27 protein-coding genes are annotated in these 19,949 nt (G+C 68.3%); 14 read left to right on the forward strand and 13 right to left on the reverse strand.

Annotated features, from left to right (window positions below):
- Positions 1–45: 45 nt before the first annotated feature.
- The 5 genes from ABIE19_RS15055 to ABIE19_RS15075 all read right to left on the reverse strand — a co-directional run bounded on the left by ABIE19_RS15055 (position 46) and on the right by ABIE19_RS15075 (position 4,705).
- Entirely contained in the window at positions 46–1,509 is a 1,464-nt protein-coding gene (locus ABIE19_RS15055) for a copper resistance protein B (protein WP_354090030.1), read from the reverse strand.
- Positions 1,506–3,275 (reverse strand): copper resistance system multicopper oxidase, encoded by a 1,770-nt coding sequence (locus tag ABIE19_RS15060; RefSeq protein WP_354090031.1) that lies wholly within the window; start codon positions 3,273–3,275, stop codon positions 1,506–1,508. The genes ABIE19_RS15055 and ABIE19_RS15060 overlap by 4 nt, the downstream gene beginning before the upstream one ends.
- 149 nt (positions 3,276–3,424) lie before the next feature.
- Entirely contained in the window at positions 3,425–3,979 is a 555-nt protein-coding gene (locus ABIE19_RS15065; protein ID WP_354090032.1) for an RNA polymerase sigma factor, read from the reverse strand.
- Positions 3,980–3,986: 7 nt separating this feature from the next.
- A complete protein-coding gene (locus ABIE19_RS15070; protein WP_354090033.1) occupies positions 3,987–4,427 on the reverse strand; it encodes a Spy/CpxP family protein refolding chaperone in 441 nt (146 codons plus the stop codon).
- Complete coding sequence (locus ABIE19_RS15075) at positions 4,424–4,705, reverse strand: hypothetical protein (protein ID WP_354090034.1); 282 nt, start codon at positions 4,703–4,705, stop codon at positions 4,424–4,426. Before ABIE19_RS15075 ends, ABIE19_RS15070 begins: the two co-directional genes overlap by 4 nt.
- Before the next feature lie 123 nt (positions 4,706–4,828).
- On the opposite strand from ABIE19_RS15075, the gene ABIE19_RS15080 reads away from it, so the two are divergent.
- Positions 4,829–5,563, forward strand: a complete 735-nt coding sequence (locus tag ABIE19_RS15080) for a PepSY domain-containing protein (RefSeq protein ID WP_354090035.1) — start codon at positions 4,829–4,831, stop codon at positions 5,561–5,563.
- On the opposite strand, the gene copD is transcribed toward ABIE19_RS15080, so the two are convergent.
- Both copD and copC read right to left on the reverse strand, forming a co-directional pair.
- Entirely contained in the window at positions 5,560–6,462 is a 903-nt protein-coding gene (gene copD / locus ABIE19_RS15085; protein ID WP_354090036.1) for a copper homeostasis membrane protein CopD, read from the reverse strand. The two genes, ABIE19_RS15080 and copD, sit on opposite strands and share 4 nt — an antisense overlap.
- A 1-nt stretch (position 6,463) precedes the next feature.
- Complete coding sequence (gene copC / locus ABIE19_RS15090) at positions 6,464–6,829, reverse strand: copper homeostasis periplasmic binding protein CopC (protein ID WP_354090037.1); 366 nt, start codon at positions 6,827–6,829, stop codon at positions 6,464–6,466.
- A 150-nt stretch (positions 6,830–6,979) separates the two neighbouring features.
- Here copC and ABIE19_RS15095 point away from each other — a divergent pair, with 150 nt between their 5' ends.
- From ABIE19_RS15095 to ABIE19_RS15110, 4 genes are read left to right on the forward strand one after another with little or no spacing between them, the layout of a single operon-like run.
- Positions 6,980–9,463, forward strand: a complete 2,484-nt coding sequence (locus tag ABIE19_RS15095; protein ID WP_354090038.1) for a heavy metal translocating P-type ATPase — start codon at positions 6,980–6,982, stop codon at positions 9,461–9,463.
- Positions 9,460–9,879 carry a Cu(I)-responsive transcriptional regulator gene (gene cueR / locus ABIE19_RS15100; protein ID WP_354090039.1) on the forward strand — a complete coding sequence of 140 codons (420 nt, stop codon included), beginning with the start codon at positions 9,460–9,462 and terminating at the stop codon, positions 9,877–9,879. Before ABIE19_RS15095 ends, cueR begins: the two co-directional genes overlap by 4 nt.
- Positions 9,876–10,073: a heavy-metal-associated domain-containing protein gene (locus tag ABIE19_RS15105; RefSeq protein WP_354090040.1), complete on the forward strand. Its 198-nt coding sequence runs from the start codon at positions 9,876–9,878 to the stop codon at positions 10,071–10,073. The genes cueR and ABIE19_RS15105 overlap by 4 nt, the downstream gene beginning before the upstream one ends.
- A gap of 2 nt (positions 10,074–10,075) precedes the next feature.
- A complete protein-coding gene (locus ABIE19_RS15110; protein ID WP_354090041.1) occupies positions 10,076–10,564 on the forward strand; it encodes a DUF411 domain-containing protein in 489 nt (162 codons plus the stop codon).
- A gap of 40 nt (positions 10,565–10,604) precedes the next feature.
- Here ABIE19_RS15110 and ABIE19_RS15115 read toward each other — a convergent pair whose 3' ends face one another.
- Positions 10,605–11,363: a 3-oxoacyl-ACP reductase gene (locus ABIE19_RS15115; protein WP_354090042.1), complete on the reverse strand. Its 759-nt coding sequence runs from the start codon at positions 11,361–11,363 to the stop codon at positions 10,605–10,607.
- 119 nt (positions 11,364–11,482) lie between these two features.
- On the opposite strand from ABIE19_RS15115, the gene ABIE19_RS15120 reads away from it, so the two are divergent.
- The 4 genes from ABIE19_RS15120 (at position 11,483) to ABIE19_RS15135 (ending at position 14,603) form a co-directional block, all read left to right on the forward strand.
- Positions 11,483–11,770, forward strand: a complete 288-nt coding sequence (locus ABIE19_RS15120) for a metalloregulator ArsR/SmtB family transcription factor (protein ID WP_354090043.1) — start codon at positions 11,483–11,485, stop codon at positions 11,768–11,770.
- Positions 11,767–12,447, forward strand: a complete 681-nt coding sequence (locus ABIE19_RS15125) for an SdpI family protein (protein ID WP_354090044.1) — start codon at positions 11,767–11,769, stop codon at positions 12,445–12,447. The genes ABIE19_RS15120 and ABIE19_RS15125 overlap by 4 nt, the downstream gene beginning before the upstream one ends.
- A gap of 28 nt (positions 12,448–12,475) precedes the next feature.
- Positions 12,476–13,399 carry an alpha/beta hydrolase gene (locus ABIE19_RS15130; protein ID WP_354090045.1) on the forward strand — a complete coding sequence of 308 codons (924 nt, stop codon included), beginning with the start codon at positions 12,476–12,478 and terminating at the stop codon, positions 13,397–13,399.
- Positions 13,400–13,499: 100 nt separating this feature from the next.
- On the forward strand, positions 13,500–14,603 hold the full coding sequence (locus ABIE19_RS15135) for an acyltransferase family protein (protein WP_354090046.1): 1,104 nt from the start codon (positions 13,500–13,502) through the stop codon (positions 14,601–14,603).
- Here the strand turns inward: ABIE19_RS15135 and ABIE19_RS15140 are convergent.
- On the reverse strand, positions 14,600–14,974 hold the full coding sequence (locus ABIE19_RS15140; RefSeq protein WP_354090047.1) for a VOC family protein: 375 nt from the start codon (positions 14,972–14,974) through the stop codon (positions 14,600–14,602). The two genes, ABIE19_RS15135 and ABIE19_RS15140, sit on opposite strands and share 4 nt — an antisense overlap.
- Before the next feature lie 77 nt (positions 14,975–15,051).
- On the reverse strand, positions 15,052–15,501 hold the full coding sequence (locus ABIE19_RS15145; RefSeq protein ID WP_354090048.1) for a GFA family protein: 450 nt from the start codon (positions 15,499–15,501) through the stop codon (positions 15,052–15,054).
- Between the two features lie 187 nt (positions 15,502–15,688).
- Between ABIE19_RS15145 and ABIE19_RS15150 the strand changes: the two genes are divergently transcribed.
- Positions 15,689–16,648: a DUF2268 domain-containing putative Zn-dependent protease gene (locus ABIE19_RS15150; protein ID WP_354090049.1), complete on the forward strand. Its 960-nt coding sequence runs from the start codon at positions 15,689–15,691 to the stop codon at positions 16,646–16,648.
- 9 nt (positions 16,649–16,657) lie between these two features.
- Complete coding sequence (locus tag ABIE19_RS15155; RefSeq protein ID WP_354090050.1) at positions 16,658–16,969, forward strand: hypothetical protein; 312 nt, start codon at positions 16,658–16,660, stop codon at positions 16,967–16,969.
- 41 nt (positions 16,970–17,010) lie between these two features.
- Here the strand turns inward: ABIE19_RS15155 and fliE are convergent, their stop codons facing one another.
- The 3 genes from fliE to ABIE19_RS15170 are packed head-to-tail and all read right to left on the reverse strand — an operon-like array spanning position 17,011 to position 18,191.
- Positions 17,011–17,322 carry a flagellar hook-basal body complex protein FliE gene (gene fliE / locus ABIE19_RS15160; RefSeq protein ID WP_354090051.1) on the reverse strand — a complete coding sequence of 104 codons (312 nt, stop codon included), beginning with the start codon at positions 17,320–17,322 and terminating at the stop codon, positions 17,011–17,013.
- A 10-nt stretch (positions 17,323–17,332) separates the two neighbouring features.
- Complete coding sequence (flgC, locus tag ABIE19_RS15165) at positions 17,333–17,767, reverse strand: flagellar basal body rod protein FlgC (RefSeq protein WP_354090052.1); 435 nt, start codon at positions 17,765–17,767, stop codon at positions 17,333–17,335.
- Positions 17,768–17,786: 19 nt separating this feature from the next.
- Positions 17,787–18,191 carry a flagellar basal body protein gene (locus ABIE19_RS15170; RefSeq protein ID WP_354090053.1) on the reverse strand — a complete coding sequence of 135 codons (405 nt, stop codon included), beginning with the start codon at positions 18,189–18,191 and terminating at the stop codon, positions 17,787–17,789.
- 147 nt (positions 18,192–18,338) lie between these two features.
- Between ABIE19_RS15170 and ABIE19_RS15175 the strand changes: the two genes are divergently transcribed.
- The 3 genes from ABIE19_RS15175 (at position 18,339) to ABIE19_RS15185 (ending at position 19,828) form a co-directional block, all read left to right on the forward strand.
- Positions 18,339–18,614, forward strand: coding sequence for a flagellar biosynthetic protein FliO (locus ABIE19_RS15175; protein ID WP_354090054.1), 276 nt, complete (start codon positions 18,339–18,341; stop codon positions 18,612–18,614).
- Positions 18,611–19,435: a flagellar type III secretion system pore protein FliP gene (gene fliP, locus ABIE19_RS15180; RefSeq protein WP_354090055.1), complete on the forward strand. Its 825-nt coding sequence runs from the start codon at positions 18,611–18,613 to the stop codon at positions 19,433–19,435. The genes ABIE19_RS15175 and fliP overlap by 4 nt, the downstream gene beginning before the upstream one ends.
- Before the next feature lie 114 nt (positions 19,436–19,549).
- Positions 19,550–19,828, forward strand: a complete 279-nt coding sequence (locus ABIE19_RS15185; RefSeq protein WP_105564062.1) for an HU family DNA-binding protein — start codon at positions 19,550–19,552, stop codon at positions 19,826–19,828.
- Positions 19,829–19,949 lie beyond the last annotated feature (121 nt).

The raw sequence follows: 19,949 nt of genomic DNA on the forward strand, positions 1-19,949 counted from the left end.
CATATAGCCCAAACCGCTCGCCAGGGCGAATAAGGTCGTCCCGCGTCAGAACCAGGCCTTGATCCCGACGACGAAGCGCGTCGCGTCCACGTCGTCGCCGCGCGCCTTGGCGTAGTCGGCCGTGTCGCCGAACGACCGGCTCCACTCGACGCCGACATAGGGGGCGAATTCCTTGCGGATTTCGTAGCGCAGCCGCAGCCCCGCCGTGACAGAGGTCAGGCCCGACCCGATCTCCAGTTCGGGGATGTCGCTGGCGGACAAGGCGATTTCGATCGCCGGTTGCAGGATCCATTTCTGGGTGAGGCGCTGGTCGTATTCCGCCTCGACGCGCGCGGTCAGGTCGCCCTCGGTCGAGAGGAAGGCGGCGGCGCTCATCTCGAACCAGTAGGGCGCCACGCCCTGGACGCCCACGGTCAGGTGGGTCGTGTCGTCGCCGTCGGGACGGAAGTCCTGACGCACGCCGGCCTGGACGTCCCAGAAAGGCGCGACGGCGCGGCTGTAGAGGGCCTGGACCTCGGCGTCGTGCAGCTTGCCGTCAAGGGCGCCCTCGCCTTCGGTCTTCCACCAGAAGCGGTTGATGTCGCCGCCCGTATAGCCCTGGGCGTTCCAGCCGTAGCCCTTCTCGCCGTCGCCGAAGCTCGCCTCGATGGAGTCGATCAAGACGGCGGTGATGCGGACGTCCCCGTTCTCGGCCAGCAGTTGCTTGCGCGACGCGGCCATGACGGCGGGATCGAACAACAGGTCCGCCGCATGGGCGGGCGCGGCCCGCGCGGCGGCCGGCGGCGGCGTCTCGACCATGCGGCCGCCGACGGCGTCCACGCTGGTCGGGATGTTGGGCGCCCCGCCCGCCATGGCCGACATGTTGTGACCGGCGTGGGGATCAGCCGCAGCTACGGGAGCCACGCCCATGTTGTGGCCGGCATGAAGGTCAACGACCGGAGCCGCCGACATGCTGCTCATGTCATGGCCAGCATGGGGATCAACCGGCGAGGCGCCGGGCATGACGCAATCATGAGTCGTGGCTCCCTCAGCGCATTTCGGACAGGTGCAGGTCTTGTCCGTCGTTTGAGGCGCCGCGGCCGGGGCCATGTTGTGGCCCGCATGAGGATCAGCCGCTGGCATCTGGGTCGGAGCCATCTGCATCGCGCTCATGTCGTGGCCAGCGTGCGGGTCAGCCACAGCTACCGGAGCCACGCCCATGTCGTGCCCCGCATGAGGGTCGGCAGCAGGTGCCTGGGCCGGAGTCATTTGCATGGCGCCCATGTCGTGACCCGCGTGCGGATCGGCGGCGGGCGTCTGAGCCGGAGCGGCAGGCCGGGGACGAGGCGCAGCGGCGCGCGGCTTGGGCGCGGGCCTCAGACGAGCTTGCGGCGGACGGGCTTGCGCCGGGCGCGCAGGTGCAGCGTGAGCGCCGTGGCCCGCATGGCCCCCATGGCTCTGGGCCACGGCGGAACCGGCGGCCAGCACCAAGGGCAGAACCGCGACGGCGGCGAACAGGGCGCGGCTCATCGGGCGGCTCCTTCCAGCGGACGAACCGTGACGACGTTGAACATCCCCGCATGCATGTGCATCAGCAGGTGACAGTGGAAGGCCCAGTCGCCCGGCGCGTCTGCGGTCAGGTCGAACGTCACCTTGGACCCAGGCGCCACGTTCACCGTGTGCTTCAGCGGCTGATAGCCGTCGTGCCCGTTGACCAGCTCGAAGAAGTGGCCGTGCAGGTGGATGGGGTGGGCCATCATGGTGTCGTTGACCAGGGTCACGCGCACCCGCTCGTTCAGCTCGAACCGGATCGGCTCGACCAGCTCCGAGAACTTGCGTCCGTCGAAGCCCCACATGAAGCGTTCCATGTTGCCGGTCAGATGGATTTCCATCGAACGCGACGGCGCGCGGGTGTCCTTGTTCGGCGTGAGCGAGCGCAGGTCGGTGTAGACCAGCACCCGGTGATCCACGTCCTGCAGACCTTGTGGACGTTCGCCCAGGCGATTGGACGGCGCGGGCGCAATGGCGTCCACCCCGACGCCGATGGCCATGTCGGCCGGGGCGTTGTTCGGGTCGCGCATGCTCATGGCGCCGTGATCCATAGGTGCGGCCGTCGCCCCGGCAGCAGCGCCGTGCGCGGCATGGTCCATGCCGGCCATGGAGCCGTGGTCCATCCCGCCCATACCCATGTCGGCCATGGTCAGGTTCGGAACCTTGCGCAGCGGCGGGACCTCGGCCGTCATGCCCAGACGCGGGGCCAGGGTGGCGCGGCCCATACCCGAGCGGTCGATGGCTTCCGAAACGATGGTGTAGGCGCGATCCTCGGTCGGGCGGACCACAACGTCATAGGTCTCGGCGACCGAGATCTGGAACTCGTCCACCTCGACCGGGCGGACATGCTCGCCGTCGGCCTGGACCACGGTCATGGCCAGGCCCGGAATGCGGACATTGAAGATCGACATGGCCGAGGCGTTGATGATGCGCAGGCGCACCCGCTCGCCGGGCCGGAACAGGCCGGTCCAGTTCTCTTCCGGGCCGTGGCCGTTGATCAGATAGGTGTAGGTCGTGCCATTGACGTCCAGGATGTCGCGCGGGTCCATCCGCATCCCGCCCCACATCCGGCGCTCGGCCAGGCTCATGTCGTCCGACCCGTCCAGCAGACCCGCCAGGGTGGTCTTCTGCATGTTGAAGTAGCCGGGGCTCTTCTTCAGCCTGGCCAGGATTTCGTGGGGATGCAGGAAGCTCCAGTCCGACAGGACCAGGACATGCTCGCGGTCATAGCCGACCGGGTCCACGCCCGCCGGGTCGATGACGATGGGACCATAGTGGCCCATGGCCTCCTGCATGCCCGAATGACTGTGGTACCAGTAGGTGCCCGACTGCCTGATCGGGAACTCATAGACGAAGGTCTCGCGCGGCTTGATGCCGGGGAAGCTGACGCCCGGCACGCCGTCCATCTGGAAGGGCAGCAGCAGGCCGTGCCAGTGGATCGAGGTGTCCTCGTCCAGGGTGTTGGTCACGGACAGACGCACGTTCTGCCCCTCGCGCATCCGCAGCAGAGGCGCGGGCAGCAGGCCGTTGACGGTGAAGGCGTGCCCCGTGCGGCCTCCGACGGTGAAGTTCGAATGGCCCACCGTCAGGTCGATGTTCGGCCCCGTCAGCGTCGGCAGGTCGGCGCGCAACCCCGTCGATCCGGTCTGGGCCCAGGCGGGCAGCAGGCCTTGCAGACCCAGGACGCCGCCGCCCAGGGCGGCGCCTCGCAGCAGGGTTCGACGGTCCAGGGATGTCAACGCCATGAAGCCTATCATCTCAAGCAGGGCGCGGGCCGGTCGCGGCGACGCGCAAGGGAAGGAACTGTCTGTCGATACGCATGCAGCGCGCGCATCCCTCACGCCGGCCTTGCGGCAGGGCGCCGCAGCGCCCCCGGACAAGGCCGACCCGGGTCTCAGGATTTCAGGACGGATGCAAGCCTTTGCCGGGCGCGGGCGATGCGGGTCTCCACCGCCTTGGGCGTGACGCCCAGCAGTTCGGCGATCTCGGCATGGGACCTTCCCTCCAGCGACGCCAGCAGCAAGGGCGCCTTCAGGGTGTCGGGCAGGTCGGCCAGGGCCCGGTCCAGGGCGGCCATGCGACGCCGGTCGTCCAGGCGCGCTTCCGGCTCGGGCGCCGGCTCTCCCCTCGCCAGCGCCTCGGGCGCGTCTAGGCCCATGACGCCGCGCACGATGCGCCGCACGGCGCGCTTGCGGCCCCAGTCTCGGCACTTGTTGACCGCGATGGCGCGCAGCCATGTCGCGAAGGGCCGCGCCGGGTCGTAGCGCCTCATGGCCAGCCAGGCGGCGGCGTAGGTTTCCTGCAACAGGTCCCGCGCCTCGTCCGCATCGCCGACATAACGGCGCACGAAGCGATAGAGGTCGCCGCTGGTCGCCGCCATCAGGGCGGAGAAGGCGGCCCTGTCGCCGCGCGCCGCGCGCGCCTCTTCTGTATCGCCCTCGGCCGTCACCTGAGCCCTACCGGGGCTCTTGCGTCAGGGCGCCGGCGATTTCCCGGTCGAAGACGCGGGCCTGTTCCGGCGTCAGCACCGCCCGCATCTCGAACACATGGGCGATGGTCGCCTTCTGCAGGGCGCCCATGGCGTCATGGAAGTGATCGACCGCGGCGCGGACCTCGGGACTGTCGCCCTTGCTGGCGGCGATGGCGTCGGCCAGTTCGCGGTTGGCGGCGCGGACATCGGCTTCCAGCTGTTGACGCTGCGCGGCGAAACGGGCCTCGATCGCGTCGAGCCGGGCGTCCTGCTCGGGTTTCAGGTCCAACTTGCGGTGGACGATGTCGTGCAGGCCGGGCGTCTCGTGCCGCTTCATCATCCAGCCTGCGCCCAGCCAGGCGCCGCCGCCGCTGGCCAGGGCGGCCAGCAGGACGGTCAGGGCGACGGATTTCCAGTTCGCGCTCATCCGCCGACCTCGAAGCGCGTCATCGGCGACAGGCCGGCCGAAACGCTGAAGACCTGAATATCGGACGGGCGCGGCTCGAACGCCCGGCCCAGGACACCGCCGTTGGCGACCCCGATCACCAGGGCGGCGGCCATGACGGCCAGACGCACCTGCCCGGCGCGACGCTGCGCCTGCCGCTCCTCAATGCGACGCCAGACGCCGACGTCCAGCCCGGCCAGCCGTCCGTCCTCATCCGCCGAAAGCGGCGTCGCCAGCAGGCGCTCGATCTCGTCCGTCATGATCCCACTTCCTCGCGGTTCGATCGGGAATACGCGTCCCGCTGTACTTTCCCTTGAAAGCGCATGAGGGCGCGCGCGTCGAGAGGCGTATAGGCTTGGTTGGTTCGCGCTTTGGGGGAAGCCATGAAGGTGCTGCGATATTCGACCCAGATTCACAAATGGGTCGGCCTTGTCGTCGGGATACAGGTGCTGTTCTGGGTCGGCGGGGGCCTGGTCATGACCGCCATCCCGATCGAGACGGTCCGCAGCGAGCATCGCCTGAAGTCGCCGACGCCCGCCGCCCTGCTCCTGGATCAGGCCCTGCCCCTGACCGAGATCGCGCGCCTGTCGGGCGTGGCGCCGGCCAAGGCCGAGTTGAAATCCACCCAACGCGGTCCGGCCTGGATCCTGACCCCGGTCGAGGGCGCCCCTGTCACGGTCGCCGCCGCCACCGGCCGCCCCTTCGCCCCCATGACGGCGAACGAAGCCGCCGCCCTGGCCGTCGCCGCCTACAGAGGAGAGGCCGCGCCGCGCCCCGCCGTCCTGCTGGACCCGGCGCCGAAGGAGACCGGCCGCGAAGGGCCGATCTGGCGCGTGGACTTCCAGGACGCGGAACGCACCGCCTTCTATCTGTCGCCCCAGACGGGCGAGGTGGTGACGCGGCGCTCGGCGGTCTGGCGCTTCTACGACTTCTTCTGGCGGCTCCACATCCTGGACTTCAAGAACGGCGAGAACTTCAACCATCCCCTGCTGATCGGCCTGACCCTGCTGACGCTCAGCATCGTGGTCACGGGCTTCATCCTTCTGTGGATCCGTCTGGCCCGGGACCTGAAGACGGCCCGCGCCGTCCGGGCGGCCCGCCGCAAGGCCGCCGCCTAGAGCGCGGCGGGCGGCGGCAGGGTTCCCATGACGGCGACCACGGCCAGGACGGCCAGGCCCAGACCGAACTCCACGACCAGACTCCGCTTCAGATGCGGCAGGGCCTGGCTCGCATCCCGATCCATCAGCGGCGCCAAGCGCAGGCGATGCAGCGCCGCCAGGACGACCATCAAGCCGAACAGGCCCAACTTGAGCGTCAGCAGGAGGCCGTAGGGACTGTTCCAGAGGCCCCCGACCTTCTCAGGCCCGATCAGGAAGACGCTGTTGACCAGGCCGGTGACGACCAGGGCGGCCACGGCCGCCGTTCCGACCCCGGCGAAACCGGTCAGACTGCGCGCCAGACCCGCGCTCCAGGACGGATCGCGGCGAGGACGCAGGATCAGTACGGCGAAGGCGGCCAGGGCGCCGATCCAGACACAGGCGGCGATGGAATGGACGACGTCCGAGATCAGATGCGGCCACCGCCCCATCCCTTCGGTCGCCGCGCCATGGCCGGTCCAGGCGAAACTGGCCGCGACGATCAGGCCGAACAGGCTCAGCATGGCCCACGACAGACGACCCGGCCGCGACAGGATCGCGACGCCGAGCGCCAGGACCGCCGCCAGCGTCCGCACCGCCAGGGCCTGACCCAGACCCATGCCCGTGAGCATGAAGCCGAAGGAAGCGGGCTTGACCGCCTCCTCCAGGGAGCCCGCCATCAGGACGGTCTGGGCCAGCAGGGCGGTCGGCGCGGCCACGGCCAGGATCGCCGCCGCCCAGATCAGGACCGGACGAGGCCAGCCCAGGGTCAGGGGTTCGACCGCTCGCGCGCTGTAGAGCATGAAGGCGGGCAGACCCAGCAACAGGGTCCCGGCGACATATTGCACGCCGCGCAGGACGACGATCCCGACCTCCACCATCTCAGCGGACGGTGAAGTCGTAGCGGCCGGTCATGCGGTGGCCGTCGCTGGAGGCGATGCGCCAGTCGACCACATAGGCGCCGGCCGGCAAAGGCCGCGCCAGGGTTCCGGTCAGGGTCTTGCCGTCTTGGCTGACCTGGGTGCGGATCGTCGCCTTGACCCCGACGGCGTTGACCACGTCGAAGCTCGAGAAGGCCGGCGCCATGCGCTCGCTGAAGGTCAGGGTCAGGACACGCGGCGACGTTACGGTCGTCTCCGGCGCGGGCGTGGCGCTGACCAGGCGCGCATGGGCCTGGACCACGGCAGGCGCCGCAAGCGTCAGGGCGACGGCGAAGGCGAGGCCGGATAGAGGGCGGAACGGGATCATGACGTACTCCATGCAGGGATTTCCTCATGACTACGCGGCGCGACGATCCGTCCCTCCGGCGCCCGAAAGAATCCGTCTCTCGCCCCGTTGACCTTCCCATAACGGGAAGGTTTAGAAGGGTGAGGCTTCAACGACGAAAAGGCTCCGCCCATGTCCGACGCCTCCTTCCGAACCCTCGACCTGCCGGTTCTCGGCATGACCTGCGCCAGTTGCGTCGGGCGTGTCGAAAAAGCCCTGCTCGCGACGCCCGGCGTGACCGAGGCTCGCGTGAACTTGGCCGCCGAGCGCGCCCATGTGGTGCTGGGCGCCGAGGGTTCGCCCGCCGCCGTGGCCGCCGCCATCCGCACCGCCGGCTATGAGCCGATGGAAGAAGAGGTCGTCTATTCTGTCCGCGACATGACCTGCGCCAGCTGCGTCGGTCGCGTGGAAAAGGCCCTGGCCGCCGTGCCCGGCGTGCTGAGCGCCGGCGTCAACCTGGCGACCGAGCGCGCCACCGTCCGTTTCCTGTCGGGCGCCGTCGCCTTCCGCGATCTGGCCGCCGCCGTGCAGCAGGCGGGCTATGTTCTGGAACAGCCGGAACAGGCGGGCCTCGACGCCGCCGACCGCGAACAGGCCGCCCGCGCCGCCGACATCCGCAACCTGGGCCGGGCCGTCCTGATCGCGGGCGTCGCTACGCTGCCCCTGTTCGTGCTGGAGATGGGCTCGCACTTCATCCCCGGCATGCACCACTGGCTGGAGCAGACCATCGGCGTGCAGAACTGGCGGCTGATCAGTTTCGTCCTCGCCACCTTCGTCCTGTTCGTTCCGGGCCTGATCTTCTTCCGTAAGGGCGTGCCCGCCCTGCTGCGCCGTGCGCCGGACATGAACTCCCTCGTGGTGCTGGGCGCCAGCGCGGCCTGGGCCTTCTCGACAATCGCGACCTTCGCCCCCGGCCTGCTGCCCGAGGGAACGGCCAACGTCTATTTCGAGGCTGCGGCGGTCATCGTCACCCTGATCCTGGTCGGGCGCTGGATCGAGGCCCGCGCCAAGGGCCAGACCAGCCAGGCCATCCGCCGCCTGATATCGATGCAGGCCAAGACCGCCCGCGTCGTGCGCGACGGCGTCGAACAGGACATCGCCATCGACACCGTCCAGGCCGGCGACATCATCGTCGTCCGCCCCGGCGAGCGCGTCCCCGTCGACGGCGTGGTGACGGAGGGCTCGTCATACATCGACGAATCCATGCTGACCGGCGAACCCATCCCGGTCGAAAAGAACGCCGGCGCCAAGGTCGTCGGCGGCACCCTAAACACCACGGGCGCCTTCCGCTTCGAAGCGCAACAGGTCGGCGCCGAAACCGTGCTGGCCCAGATCGTCCGCATGGTCGAAACGGCACAGGGCGCCAAGCTGCCCATCCAGGCCCTGGTGGACAAGGTGACAGGCTGGTTCGTGCCGGTCGTCATGGCCGTGGCCGTCCTGACCTTCGCCGTCTGGTATCTGTTCGCGCCCGATCCGGCGCTGGGCATGGCCCTGGTCGCCGCCGTGTCGGTGCTGATCATCGCCTGCCCCTGCGCCATGGGTCTGGCCACCCCGACCTCGATCATGGTCGGCGTGGGCCGCGCCGCCGAACTGGGCGTCCTGTTCCGCAAGGGCGAGGCCCTGCAGGCTCTGCAAGGGGTTCAGGTCATCGCCTTCGACAAGACCGGCACGCTGACGGCGGGCCGTCCCGAACTGACCGACCTGAGCGTCGCGGACGGCTTTGACGAGGCCGAGGTCCTGGCCCTGGTCGCCGCCGTCGAGGGCCAGTCGGAACACCCCGTGGCCCGCGCCCTGGTCGAGGCCGCCTCTGCGCGCGGCCTGACCATCGCCCGCCCCGAGGCCTTCGATTCCGTGCCCGGCAAGGGCGTGGCGGGCGTGGTCGCCGGTCGCCGCATCGCGGTCGGCGCCGACCGCTACATGGCCGACCTGGGCCACGACGTCGCCGTCTTCGCCGAGGCCGCCGCCCGTCTGGGCGACGAGGGCAAGACCCCGCTCTACGCCGCCATCGACGGCCGACTGGCCGCCGTCATCGCCGTGGCCGACCCGATCAAGCCGACCACCGCCGCCGCCATCCAGGCCATGCACGGCCTGGGCCTGAAGGTGGCGATGATCACCGGCGACAACCGTCGCACGGCCGAGGCCGTCGCCCGTCGCCTGGGCATCGACGAGGTTCACGCCGAGGTCATGCCGGACGGCAAGGTCGCCGCCGTCAACACGCTGAAGGCCGGCGGCCGCCGCGTCGCCTTCGTCGGCGACGGGGTCAATGACGCCCCGGCCCTGGCCTCCGCCGATGTCGGCATGGCGGTCGGCGGCGGCGCCGACGTGGCCGTCGAAAGCGCCGACGTGGTCCTGACCGGCGGCGACCTTCGCGGCGCCGTCAGCGCCATCGGCCTGTCCCGGGCGACCATGAGCAACATTCGCCAGAACCTGGCCTGGGCCTTCGGCTACAATGTCCTGCTGATCCCGGTCGCGGCGGGCGTCCTCTATCCGGCCTTCGGCTACATGCTGTCGCCCATGCTGGCGGCGGGGGCCATGGCCCTGTCCAGCGTCAGCGTGGTGCTGAACGCCCTGCGCCTGCGCGCCTTCAAGCCCCACATCGAAGGAGCCGTCTCATGAACATCGGCAAGGCCGCCAAGGCCACCGGCGTCTCGGCCAAGATGATCCGCTATTATGAATCCGTCGGCCTGATCCGCCCCTCGGAGCGGACCGAGAGCAACTACCGCGACTTCGGCGAGCGCGACCTGAACGACCTGCGCTTCATTCGCCGCGCGCGGGGGCTGGGCTTCTCGGTCGAGGAGATCACCCGCCTGCTCTCTCTCTGGCGCGACCGCAACCGGCCCAGTCGCGAGGTGAAGGCCCTGGCCGAGAAACATGTCGCCGACCTGGACGCCCGCATCGCCGAGATGCAGGCCATGGCCGACGCCCTGCGCGACCTGTCCCGCTGCTGCGCCGGGGATGACCGCCCCGACTGCCCCATCCTATCCGACCTGGCGGGCGCGCCCGCCGCCGTTTCCCAAGGAGTTGTTCAATGATCGCCCTGACCATCCCCAAGATCCGCTGCGAAGGCTGCGTCGCCTCCGTCGAGAAGGCCGTCGCCTCCGTGGACCCCGCCGCCGTCGTCAAGACCGACATCGAGGCTCGCCGCGTCGAGGTGGCGACCGAGGCCGACCGCCAGACCCTGCTGACCGCCCTGGCCTCGGCCGGCTATCCGGCCGAGGAGGCCTGAACATGAACAAGATGAAGATCGCCACCCTCGCCTTCGGCGCCGTCCTCCTCGGCGGCGCGGGCTTCCTGATCAACGGCCTTCCCACCGTGGCCCAGGCCGCGGACATGACCGTCTACAAGAGCGATTCCTGCGGCTGCTGCGGCGGCTGGGTCGAGCACATGCGCAAGGCCGGCTATGCGATCCGCATCGTCTCCACCGACGACCTGATGCCAGTGAAGACCCGCCTCGGCGTGCCGGACTCCCTGTGGGCCTGCCACACCGCCGTCGTCGACGGCAAGGTGATCGAGGGCCATGTTCCCGCCGCCGCCGTCGACGCCTTCCTGAAGGCGCCGGGCGCCTCGCGCGGCATCGGGGTCGGCGGCATGCCGACCGGCTCGCCCGGTATGGAGGCGCCCGGCTACGCCCCCGAACGCTATGACGTCATGCGCTTCGGCGGCAGCGCCCCCGCCCGCTTCATGACCTTCGAGGGCGCGAACCCGGTTCGTCGCTAAAGACAAGGGCCCCGCCGGATCGCCGGCGGGGCCTTTCACTTCAGTCCCTGACCAATCCGCCGTCGACCACCAGGTTCTGTCCCGTCACCGCCCGGCTCCAGGGCGAGGCGAAGAAGAGCACCGCGTCGGCGAACTCCTCCGGTGTCGTGACCGAACGCAGCGGCGTCATGCCGGCGATCAGGTCGAACACCGCGTCCGGCGTCGCCGCGCTGGCGTCCGTGGTACGCAGCAGGCCGCCCGAGACCATGTTGACCGTAATGCCCGACGGGCCGAGATCGCCCGCCGCCGTCCGCGTCAGGCTGAGCAGTGCGGCCTTGGCGGCGGTGTAGTCGTGATAGGGCACCACCGGATTCTGGAACAGGTTGGTGCCGATGTTGACCACCCGGCCGAACGTCTGCGCGCTCATGCCCGGCGCCGTGGTCTGGATGACGTTGAGCGCGCCGCGGATCACGGTCGAGAACTGGCGCTCCATGTCTTCCCACGGAATATCGGCCATCTGCGCCCGTGCGTCGCCGTTGAAGCTGTAGTCCAGGGCGTTGTTGACTACGGTGCTGATCGGCCCGCCGAAACGAGCCTGGGCCTTGGCGACCATGACCTCGACCACCGCCCGATCCGTCACATCCGCCTGAAGCGCGATCGCGCGATCACCCAGTTCGGCGGCCAGAGCCTCGGCCTGCTCGCCGCTGGCGCGCCAGTTGATGACGACCCGCGCGCCCTGCCCCGCAAAGGCGCGCGCCGCCGCCGCGCCGACCCCGCGCGCTCCCCCCGTGATGAGGACGATCTGATCGCGGATTTCCATGAGAACGACTCGCAGAGAATGAAACCCCCCAAGCCTTAGGCCGCCCGCACGGCCAAGGCCAGTCGCGCCTAAACGAACACGGGTTGAATTTAGGAAAATTCCTAATTAGTCTTTTCCCTATGAACAGCCTGTTCAAAGCCCTGTCCCATCCGGTGCGCCGTCGCATCATCGCCATGCTGCGCAAGGGACCGCTGGCGTCCGGCGACATCGCCGCCGCCTTCGACATGAGCTGGCCCACCATCACCGGCCACCTGAACGCCCTGAAGGAGGCGGGCCTGGTCAGCCCCGAACGCGAAGGCCAATCGATCCGCTACCGGCTGGAGATCTCGGCGGTCGAAGAGGCCCTGGCCTTCCTGATGGACCTGAGCGGAACAGGCAAAACCGACGAGGAGGAGACGCCGACATGACCATGCCCCGCTTCACCGTACTGGACGCCCTGACCGTTCTGACGGTCGTCGGCCTGATTGCGGTCGCCGTCGCCGTTCAGGTCGCGGGTCCCACCACGCCCCTCCCCATGCATTTCGACATCCACGGTCGGCCCGACCGCTGGGGCGACCGCAGCGAACTGGCGGGCGTCATCGCCTTCATGGCCTTCATGGCCGCGATCACCGCCGGACCGATGAGCTGGTACGCCAAGCGCACGCCGGACGCGGCGCGGCGGCGAGGACTGGAGATCGGGCAACTGGTCTCCCTGCTGGCCGTCGCCGGGGTCAGCGCCTTCATGATCTGGATGACCTTCGGACGCGGCGCCGCCTCACCGGGCATGTCCCTGACCATGACCGCCGCCCTGATGAGCCTGCTGTTCGCGGTTCTGGGCGCCTTCATGGGCCGGATCGCGCCCAATCCCATCGTCGGCGTCCGCACCCCCTGGAACTACAAGAGCCGTCTGGCCTGGGACCGCTCCAACCGGCTGGCGGGCCGCCTCTTCTTCTGGCTGGGCCTGCTCGGCCTGATCACCGCCCCCGTCGCGCCCCAGCCCCTGGGCTTCAGCCTGCTGATCGCGGGCGTCCTGATCGCCGCCGCCTGGTCCGTGCTCGAGAGCTGGCGCGTCTGGCGCGCCGATCCCGACCGCCAACCCTTCTAGCTTCCCCTTTTTCAAGACGGAGACAAGCATGCTGACCCTCGCCGCCGCCCTGTTGCTTTCGCCGGTGTCGACCCCTGTCGAACTGGCTTCCAGCCCCGCGCCCCTTCACGGGACCCTGCTGACGCCGGAGGGCCAGGCCAAGGCCGTCGCCGTCATCCTGCCCGGCTCGGGTCCGACCGATCGCGACGGGAACAGCCCGCAGTTCGGCATCCGCGCCTCGACCTACCGCCTGCTGGCCGAGGGACTGGCCGAACACGGCGTCGCCTCCATCCGGATCGACAAGCGCGGCGTCGGCGAAAGCGCCGCCGCCGGCCCCGCCGAGGCCGACCTGCGCTTTTCCGCCTATGTCGATGACACCCGCGCCTGGGCCGCCGAAGCCGCGATGAAGGCGGGTCGTCCCTGCGCCTGGCTGATCGGCCACAGCGAGGGCGCCCTGGTCGCCCTGGCGGCGGTCAGCGGCGGAGACGACAAGGTCTGCGGTCTGATCCTGCTGTCCGGGGCCGGTCGCCCGGCGGGGGCGGTGCTGCGCGAGCAACTGGCCAGCCTGCCCGAGCCGCTGAAGACCCGCGCCGACGCTGTCCTGACCGAGTTGGAAGCCGGCCGCACAGTGGCCGATCCGCCCGCGGAACTGGCCGCCCTGTTCCGCCCCTCGGTCCAGCCCTATCTCATTTCGTGGTTGGCTCTGGACCCCGCCAGACTGGCCGCCGCCTATGACGGTCCGATCCTGATCGGCCAGGGCGCGACGGACATCCAGGTCGGCGTCGCCGACGCCCAGGCGATCAAGGCCGCGCAACCCCGCGCCGATCTGGCGGTGTGGGAGGGCGTCAACCATGTCCTGAAGACGGCCCCGGCGGACCGCGCCGCCAATATCGCCGTCTATATGGATCCGTCCCTGCCGCTGGCGCCCGGCGTGGTCGACACTACGGCCGCCTTTATCCTCAAGCCTCGCTAGGCTTCCACGCCCCGGCCTCTTTCTTGCGACGGCTGGCGCAAAGGAGGCCTTCGACATGGGTTGGAGCGCGTTTTCGTCCCGAAATGAGCCACCGCCCATCATGCGGGGCGGATGGCTGGACGCCCTGCGGTTCATCGTGGCCGGGCTGATCATCCTCCACCACTTCCAGGCCTCGGCGCCGGTCCCCCTGGCGGCGGCGGTCCATCCCGTGTTCGAGCGCGGCGGCTTCCTGCTGACCAACTTCTTCCTGATCGATAGCGGCTATGTGCTGATGCGCGTCTACGGCGCCTCGGTCGCCGGAGGGCGGATGTCGAAGACCGACTTCTTCCTGAAACGAGCGCTGCGAGTCTATCCGGCCCATCTGATCATGGGCGGCCTGCTGGTCGCCATGGTGCTGCTGGGAACGGCCATCGGCCTGCCGCCCAGCCATCCCGAGTGGTTCGCCTGGGATCAGCTTCCGGCCCAGTTGGCCCTGGTGCAGTCGTTCGGGGTTCACGGCGGTCTGGGCTGGAACGCGCCCAGTTGGTCGATCTCGGCCCTACTGGGCTGCTACCTGGTCTTCCCCTGGGTGCTGCGCGGCCTGACGCAGGTCGGACCGTGGACAGCGCTTGGCCTGGTGATCGTCGGCTATCTGGCGGCCAATGAGCTGTGCTGGGCGATCCTGAAGTATCCGACCTATCAGATGCCCCTGGCCTTCGGCATCTGGCGCGCCCTGCCCCTGTTCATCCTGGGCATGGGTCTGGCCTGGTTCGCGCAAGGCGTCTGGATCAATCCGCGCCTGGCCGGGTGGGCCTTGCTGCTGGCCTCGGTCGCCCTGGCGATCGTCCAGTATTTCGACAAGCACGCCCTGATCTCCCTCGTCTTCATCTCCATCATCATCCTGGCGGCGGGCGCCGTGCCGGTGAAGAAGCCGTCCAAGCTGATCGAACAGGCGGCCGTCGTCTCCTTCTCCATGTTCATCTCGAACGAGGTGGTGCGGATCGGCTGGTTCGGCCTGGCCGAGGCCACGTCGAACAGGCTGAACCTGGGCGAAGCCTGGCGCTGGCTGTTGTGGGTCATGGGCGTGGGCGCAGCCTTCGTCTTCGCCTTTCTGTTCCACTACGGCGTCGACAATCCAATCCAGAAACGCATCCGCGCCTGGCTGAAGAAACGCGGCCACGCCCGGGCGACCATCAAGGAGCCGGTGATCTCGCTCGAAGGCTAGGCGCCGCCGACCAGGTGCAGGATGTTGCCGTCCGGATCCTTGAACCAGGCCAGACGCAGACCGCCGGACACATGGACGTCGCCGTCCGACTCCATCTGGTCGTAGTGCTCGAAGACCACGCCCTGGGCCTTGAGGTCGGCGACGATGTCGTCGATCTCGACGCCCACATCCCAGACGACGGCGTTGGCCCTGTTCGTCCCGGCGTAGTCGGATCTATAGACGCTCAGCCAGGTGTTGCCGGTGCGATAGCCGAGCACGCCGTCCATCGCCGTATCGGCCAGGTTCAGGCCCAGAACGTCGGAGTAGAAGACCCGCGCCCGTTCCAGATCGGTTACGCCGACGATGGCCGAGGAATTCCTGTCGCTGAGCATGTCCTTCTCTCCCTTGTTCAGGAAAGAAAACCATCGGGAAGCAGGTTCGATCCTCCGTCCGCCTGATGAAGGCGTTCTCAGAGATAGCCCGTGAAGCGCGGGGCGACGTCATAGGCGTCGTTTATCCCGTCCTCATAGACGATCGGCGTCGCCTCCAGTTCCTGCGGATCGACGTCGTCCAGGCAGGCGATGTTGACGCAGACGAAGTCGCCGCCCAGGGGCTCGAAGCTGGCGCGCGCGAAGGGGTGCAGGCCGCAGCGGCCGCAGAAGACATGCTGGATCTCGCAGGCGCCGTGCCGATACTCGACCAGCTTCTCCTCGCCCTGCGTCACGCGAAAGCGCTCCGGCGTGGTGAAGACCTTCCACATCCGGGTCTTGCGGCAGAAGGTGCAGTTGCAGCGAAAGGTGGTCGTCCACCAGATCCCGGGACGCGGCGGCGGCGAGCGCTGTCCTTCGGGCGCCAGGTCGATCTCGCACTCGAAACGCACGTCGCCGCAATGGCATCCGCCGCGTCGGGTCTTCAACATCGGGAAGCTCCGTCAATCGCCTTGGTCGAGAGAAACGCATGGATGCGGGTCCTGTCCAGACGGCGGCGACGCGACACGGCAACGCACCACTCAAGGCACGTCGAGTCGACCGGACATAACGGGCGTTTCAGTTGACAGCCCGGCCGCCAGCCGCCTTCTGACAGCTTCAGTTTTAAGGGGAGCAGTCATGCGTCGGTGGATTCTGGCGATCAGCCTGGGCTTCATGGCCACGAGCGCCTTGGCGCAGACCACGCCGATCCGCCTGGAAGACGGCGACGTCGCCCGCTTCTGGACCGCCTATGACGCCGTGCGCGCGGCGGACACGACCGAAGCCCAAAAGGCGGCCTTCCAGCGCCTCTATATCGACCAGGGCACGCCGGGCCTGGCGGCTTTCATGGAAGCCAAGGGCTATACGGCCGACACCTATTTGAACGCCATTCGCGCCTATCCGGCCTACTGGGACTCGGTGCGACCGCGCACGGCGCTGGCGGCGGGCGCTCTGACGCGACTTGAGGGCCACCTGGAACGCTTCAAGACCCTCTATCCCGACCTGCGTCCGGCCGCGATCTATTTCGAGGTCGGCGCACTGCGCTCGGCCGGAACCACCCAGGGCGACAAGGTGCTGCTGGGCGTTGAGATGGCCACGGGCGACGCCAGCGTCGACATCTCGGAAATGCCGCCGGGCCTGCAGCGCTTCTTCGCCTCTTATTTCGCCAGCAAGCCGCTGGAAAACCTGGATCTGCTGGCCGTGCACGAGGTGGTTCACACCCAGCAAGGCGGCGAGCGCGGCAGCCTGCTGGCGCAGGCCGTCTATGAGGGCGTGGCCGATTTCGTGGCGGAACAGGTGACGGGACGGATGCCCGACCTCGCCTATGTCGCCTACGGTCCGGCCAATGATCTCGCCATCAAGGCCGCCTTCCGCCGCGACATGGCGGGCGAGGATTTCAGCGGCTGGCTCTACAACAGCACCGACAACGCCTTCGGGGTGCGCGACCTGGGCTACTACGTCGGCTACGCCGTCACGCGCGGCTATTACGACCGCGCCCCGGACAAGGCGACCGCGCTCAAGACCATGATCGAGCTGGACTATTCCGATCCGGCGGCGGTTCAAGCCTTCGTGGAGGCTTCGGGCTATCTGGCGGACTAAGCGGTCAATATGCGCCAAAATCTGAAAAAACACGCGAAACGGGGCTGGTTCCTGCTCTGCCTTCTGATCGTGCTCGCTATTGGCTACTTTGGTCCGCGTCCCAATCGCGACCGGGTGGAAGCTGCTGAGGCCGCGCTGGAACAAGCCGGCTATCACGGCGCCCGCGCCAGCCGGCAACAACAACCGAAGAGTATGCATCGCTGCGGCGTCGGTCAGATCAAGAACCGCGGCTATGCCTATGCATGGGAAACAGAAACGGAAAGCGGCGTGTACTGCTACCCCATAGACGGGCAACCTCATCGCATCATTCTGAACGAGTGAGATCAGGCTCGGCCTGAATGTCTGCGGAAGGAGGCCCCCCCTCAGATCGGCATCCGCATGATCTCCTGATAGGCGGAGATGACCTGGTCGCGCACGGCCATGACGGTTTCCAGCGAGGCCTCGGCGGACGACACAGCCGTGACGACGTCGATCAGATTGCCCTGGCCCTGGACCATCTGGCTCATCTGGGTTTCGGCGCCGCGCGTCTGCTGGGCCGTCTGGGTCATGACGTTCTGCAGCAGTTCGGAAAAGCCCGGCCCCTGCGCCGCCGAAGCCGCGCTGGGCGGCGTCGCGGTGGGCATGGCCCCGCCCTGAACCGCCGCATAGGCCTTGGCCGCCATCATGGGATTCATGGGTCAGGCCTTACTTCTTGATGATGTCGAGGGTGCGGGACTCCATGTTCCGCGCCGTCTCGATGACGTTCAGGTTGGCTTCGTAGGCGCGCTGCGCCTCGCGCATGTCCATGGCCTCGACCAGGGTGTCGACATTGGGCCGCTGGACATAGCCCTGGGCGTTGGCCGCCGGGTGCGAGGGGTCGTATTCCATGCGGAAATCGCTCTGGTCCGGTCGGACCTCGGCCAGGACGACGCCGGTCGCTCCGTCGACGTTGCGCGCCTGGAAGACCGGAGTCTGGCGGCGATAGGGCTGGCCGCCCGCGACATTGGCCGTGGATTCCGCGTTGGCGATGTTCTCGGCGATGATGCGCATCCGCGACTGCTGGGCCTTCAGCGCGCTGGAGGCCACGGCCATGGCGGTGTTGCGGGGCGTGACGGGACGGTTGTTGATTGGATCGGGCATGGGTCAGTCGTCTCCGGGATCAGGCCGCGGGCTTCTTGGCCGCCAGGCGGATCATCTGCATGGACTTCTGGTAGAAACCGATGGCGGCGTCATAGGCCATCCGGCTCTCGGCCATCTTGAGCATCTGCTCCTCGACCACGACCGAGTTACCGTCCAGGGTGGTTTCGGAATCCGGCGTGCTGACGGCCTCGAACCGGGCCGGCTGGCCCGGCGGCGAAAGGTGCCGCGCATTGGTCGCCGCCATCCGCAGACCGCCGCCCGAACGCAGGGCCTCGGCGAAGTCGGTCGGCGTCTTCAGGTCGCGCGCGACATAGCCCGGCGTGTCGGAGTTGGCGACGTTCTGGGCGATCACGCGCTGACGATCATCGAGCCAGCCGAGGCGGCCCTTGATCTGGTTCAGCAGAGGCAGGTCGGTGACGGACACTCCGGTCCCCTTCATGCGGTTCGATCGGCAGAATTTGCCGCCTGCATGGTTAATATCCCGCGTTTCTAAACGCGCCGTTAACCACGAGCCGCGAAACGTGCGGGCGAAGCGGCGCACCTGTGCGCGCTGCCGGGGCTCAGATCTCGCATGAATTTCCTCGACCTGTTCCGGGCGGTGTTCGGCCTGGCCATCACCCTGGGCCTGATCGGCCTGGCGGCCTGGGCCGCGCGTCGCTACGCGCCGCAGCTGATGGCGAAGCTGCAGGCCGAGCGCGGAGCGCGGCGGCTGCAGGTGCTGGAGACCCTGGTCCTGGATCCGTCCCGCCGCCTGGTCCTGGTGCGGGTGGACGCCGAGGAACGGCTGATCCTCCTGGGCGAGGGTCGCGAACTGGTTGAACCGCGCCAGACGGGAGACGCCCAATGAACCGCCCCGCCCTCCTCGGCCTGCCGACGCGCGCCGAGCTCAAACGCGCCGCCCTCCTGTCGCTGATCACCACCGCCCTGTGCCTTGTCTGGCCCCTGGGCGCCCTGGCGCAGGAGGCGGCCCAGGCCGCCCAGTCGGGCTCGGCCATCAACATCGACCTGGGCACCGGCGCGGGTCTGACCCAGCGGGTGGTTCAACTGGTCGGCCTGATGACCGTCCTGTCCCTGGCGCCCTCCATCGTCATCATGACCACCAGCTTCGTCCGCATCGTGGTGGTCCTGTCTCTGCTGCGCACGGCCCTGGGCATGCAGCAGTCGCCCCCCAACGCGGTCCTGGTCTCCCTGGCCCTGTTCCTGAGCGCCATCGTCATGGCCCCGACCTGGCAGGACGCCTATGATTCGGGGGTCCGCCCCCTGATGGATCAGCAGATGGAGCTGCCCCAGGCCTTCGATGCGGCGTCGGAACCTGTGAAAACCTTCATGCTGGCCCAGGTGGACCGCGACGACCTGGCTCTGTTCACACGCCTGTCGAAAATCGAGCCCCCGCGCGACATGCAGGAACTGCCCCTGCGAGTGGTCACTCCGGCCTTCATGATCAGCGAGCTGAAGAAGGCCTTCGAGATCGGATTTCTTCTTTTTGTTCCGTTCCTTGTGATCGATCTGGTGGTCGCCAGCGTGCTCATGTCCATGGGCATGATGATGCTGCCTCCGGTGGTGGTCTCCCTGCCCTTCAAGCTGATCTTCTTCGTCCTGGTGGACGGGTGGAGACTGGTCGCCGGAAGCCTGGTCGAAAGCTTCCAGCGGGCCTCCGGAACGGGATAAATCCCCAGCCTCAGGGGCTTTGAGCGTCATCCGGGCTTGCAAAGCCGGCGCAAACACGTGTTGATCCGGAGGTCTTCGCCCGGGAATCGGGCGACCACCTTTGGGAAAACCCTCATGACCACTCAAGCCGAACTGATCGCCGCCGTCGCCAAGGACGCGGGCGTTTCGCAGGCCGACGCCGGCCGCGTCCTCGACGCGATCGTCAAGAACATCCACAAGAGCCTGGTTTCGGGCTCGGACGTTCGCATCTCGAACCTGGGCGTCTTCGACACCGCCGAGCGCGCTGAGCGCGAAGGCCGCAACCCGGCCACCGGCGCGACCATCAAGATCGCCGCCTCGAAGGCCGTGCGCTTCCGCGTGTCGAAGCCTCTGAAGGACGCCGTCAACGGCTAAGCCTTCGGACCCTCAAGCAGGGTCCATGGCTCCCCGCTTCTTCAACGCCTCGCGTCGAAAGAATGGGAGCCGACCTTCCTCAAGTCGCCTGACGCCACGCGTGAGGTCTTGGGGAAACCGA

Source organism: Brevundimonas faecalis (assembly GCF_040549405.1).
GTDB lineage: Bacteria > Pseudomonadota > Alphaproteobacteria > Caulobacterales > Caulobacteraceae > Brevundimonas > Brevundimonas faecalis.

What these genes read in the sequence shown, in the direction of transcription:
- ABIE19_RS15105 (WP_354090040.1), top strand. Translation starts at nt 9,876, where the DNA reads ATGATCGCCCTGACCATCCCCAAGATCCGCTGCGAAGGCTGCGTCGCC.
- ABIE19_RS15125 (WP_354090044.1), top strand. Translation starts at nt 11,767, where the DNA reads ATGACCATGCCCCGCTTCACCGTACTGGACGCCCTGACCGTTCTGACG.
- ABIE19_RS15095 (WP_354090038.1), top strand. Translation starts at nt 6,980, where the DNA reads ATGTCCGACGCCTCCTTCCGAACCCTCGACCTGCCGGTTCTCGGCATG.
- ABIE19_RS15140 (WP_354090047.1), bottom strand. Translation starts at nt 14,974, where the DNA reads ATGCTCAGCGACAGGAATTCCTCGGCCATCGTCGGCGTAACCGATCTG.
- ABIE19_RS15150 (WP_354090049.1), top strand. Translation starts at nt 15,689, where the DNA reads ATGCGTCGGTGGATTCTGGCGATCAGCCTGGGCTTCATGGCCACGAGC.
- copD (WP_354090036.1), bottom strand. Translation starts at nt 6,462, where the DNA reads ATGGTGGAGGTCGGGATCGTCGTCCTGCGCGGCGTGCAATATGTCGCC.
- ABIE19_RS15055 (WP_354090030.1), bottom strand. Translation starts at nt 1,509, where the DNA reads ATGAGCCGCGCCCTGTTCGCCGCCGTCGCGGTTCTGCCCTTGGTGCTG.
- cueR (WP_354090039.1), top strand. Translation starts at nt 9,460, where the DNA reads ATGAACATCGGCAAGGCCGCCAAGGCCACCGGCGTCTCGGCCAAGATG.
- ABIE19_RS15145 (WP_354090048.1), bottom strand. Translation starts at nt 15,501, where the DNA reads ATGTTGAAGACCCGACGCGGCGGATGCCATTGCGGCGACGTGCGTTTC.
- fliE (WP_354090051.1), bottom strand. Translation starts at nt 17,322, where the DNA reads ATGAATCCCATGATGGCGGCCAAGGCCTATGCGGCGGTTCAGGGCGGG.
- ABIE19_RS15185 (WP_105564062.1), top strand. Translation starts at nt 19,550, where the DNA reads ATGACCACTCAAGCCGAACTGATCGCCGCCGTCGCCAAGGACGCGGGC.
- copC (WP_354090037.1), bottom strand. Translation starts at nt 6,829, where the DNA reads ATGATCCCGTTCCGCCCTCTATCCGGCCTCGCCTTCGCCGTCGCCCTG.
- flgC (WP_354090052.1), bottom strand. Translation starts at nt 17,767, where the DNA reads ATGCCCGATCCAATCAACAACCGTCCCGTCACGCCCCGCAACACCGCC.
- ABIE19_RS15175 (WP_354090054.1), top strand. Translation starts at nt 18,339, where the DNA reads ATGAATTTCCTCGACCTGTTCCGGGCGGTGTTCGGCCTGGCCATCACC.
- ABIE19_RS15120 (WP_354090043.1), top strand. Translation starts at nt 11,483, where the DNA reads ATGAACAGCCTGTTCAAAGCCCTGTCCCATCCGGTGCGCCGTCGCATC.
- ABIE19_RS15110 (WP_354090041.1), top strand. Translation starts at nt 10,076, where the DNA reads ATGAACAAGATGAAGATCGCCACCCTCGCCTTCGGCGCCGTCCTCCTC.
- ABIE19_RS15115 (WP_354090042.1), bottom strand. Translation starts at nt 11,363, where the DNA reads ATGGAAATCCGCGATCAGATCGTCCTCATCACGGGGGGAGCGCGCGGG.
- fliP (WP_354090055.1), top strand. Translation starts at nt 18,611, where the DNA reads ATGAACCGCCCCGCCCTCCTCGGCCTGCCGACGCGCGCCGAGCTCAAA.
- ABIE19_RS15075 (WP_354090034.1), bottom strand. Translation starts at nt 4,705, where the DNA reads ATGACGGACGAGATCGAGCGCCTGCTGGCGACGCCGCTTTCGGCGGAT.
- ABIE19_RS15080 (WP_354090035.1), top strand. Translation starts at nt 4,829, where the DNA reads ATGAAGGTGCTGCGATATTCGACCCAGATTCACAAATGGGTCGGCCTT.
- ABIE19_RS15070 (WP_354090033.1), bottom strand. Translation starts at nt 4,427, where the DNA reads ATGAGCGCGAACTGGAAATCCGTCGCCCTGACCGTCCTGCTGGCCGCC.
- ABIE19_RS15060 (WP_354090031.1), bottom strand. Translation starts at nt 3,275, where the DNA reads ATGGCGTTGACATCCCTGGACCGTCGAACCCTGCTGCGAGGCGCCGCC.
- ABIE19_RS15155 (WP_354090050.1), top strand. Translation starts at nt 16,658, where the DNA reads ATGCGCCAAAATCTGAAAAAACACGCGAAACGGGGCTGGTTCCTGCTC.
- ABIE19_RS15135 (WP_354090046.1), top strand. Translation starts at nt 13,500, where the DNA reads ATGCGGGGCGGATGGCTGGACGCCCTGCGGTTCATCGTGGCCGGGCTG.
- ABIE19_RS15130 (WP_354090045.1), top strand. Translation starts at nt 12,476, where the DNA reads ATGCTGACCCTCGCCGCCGCCCTGTTGCTTTCGCCGGTGTCGACCCCT.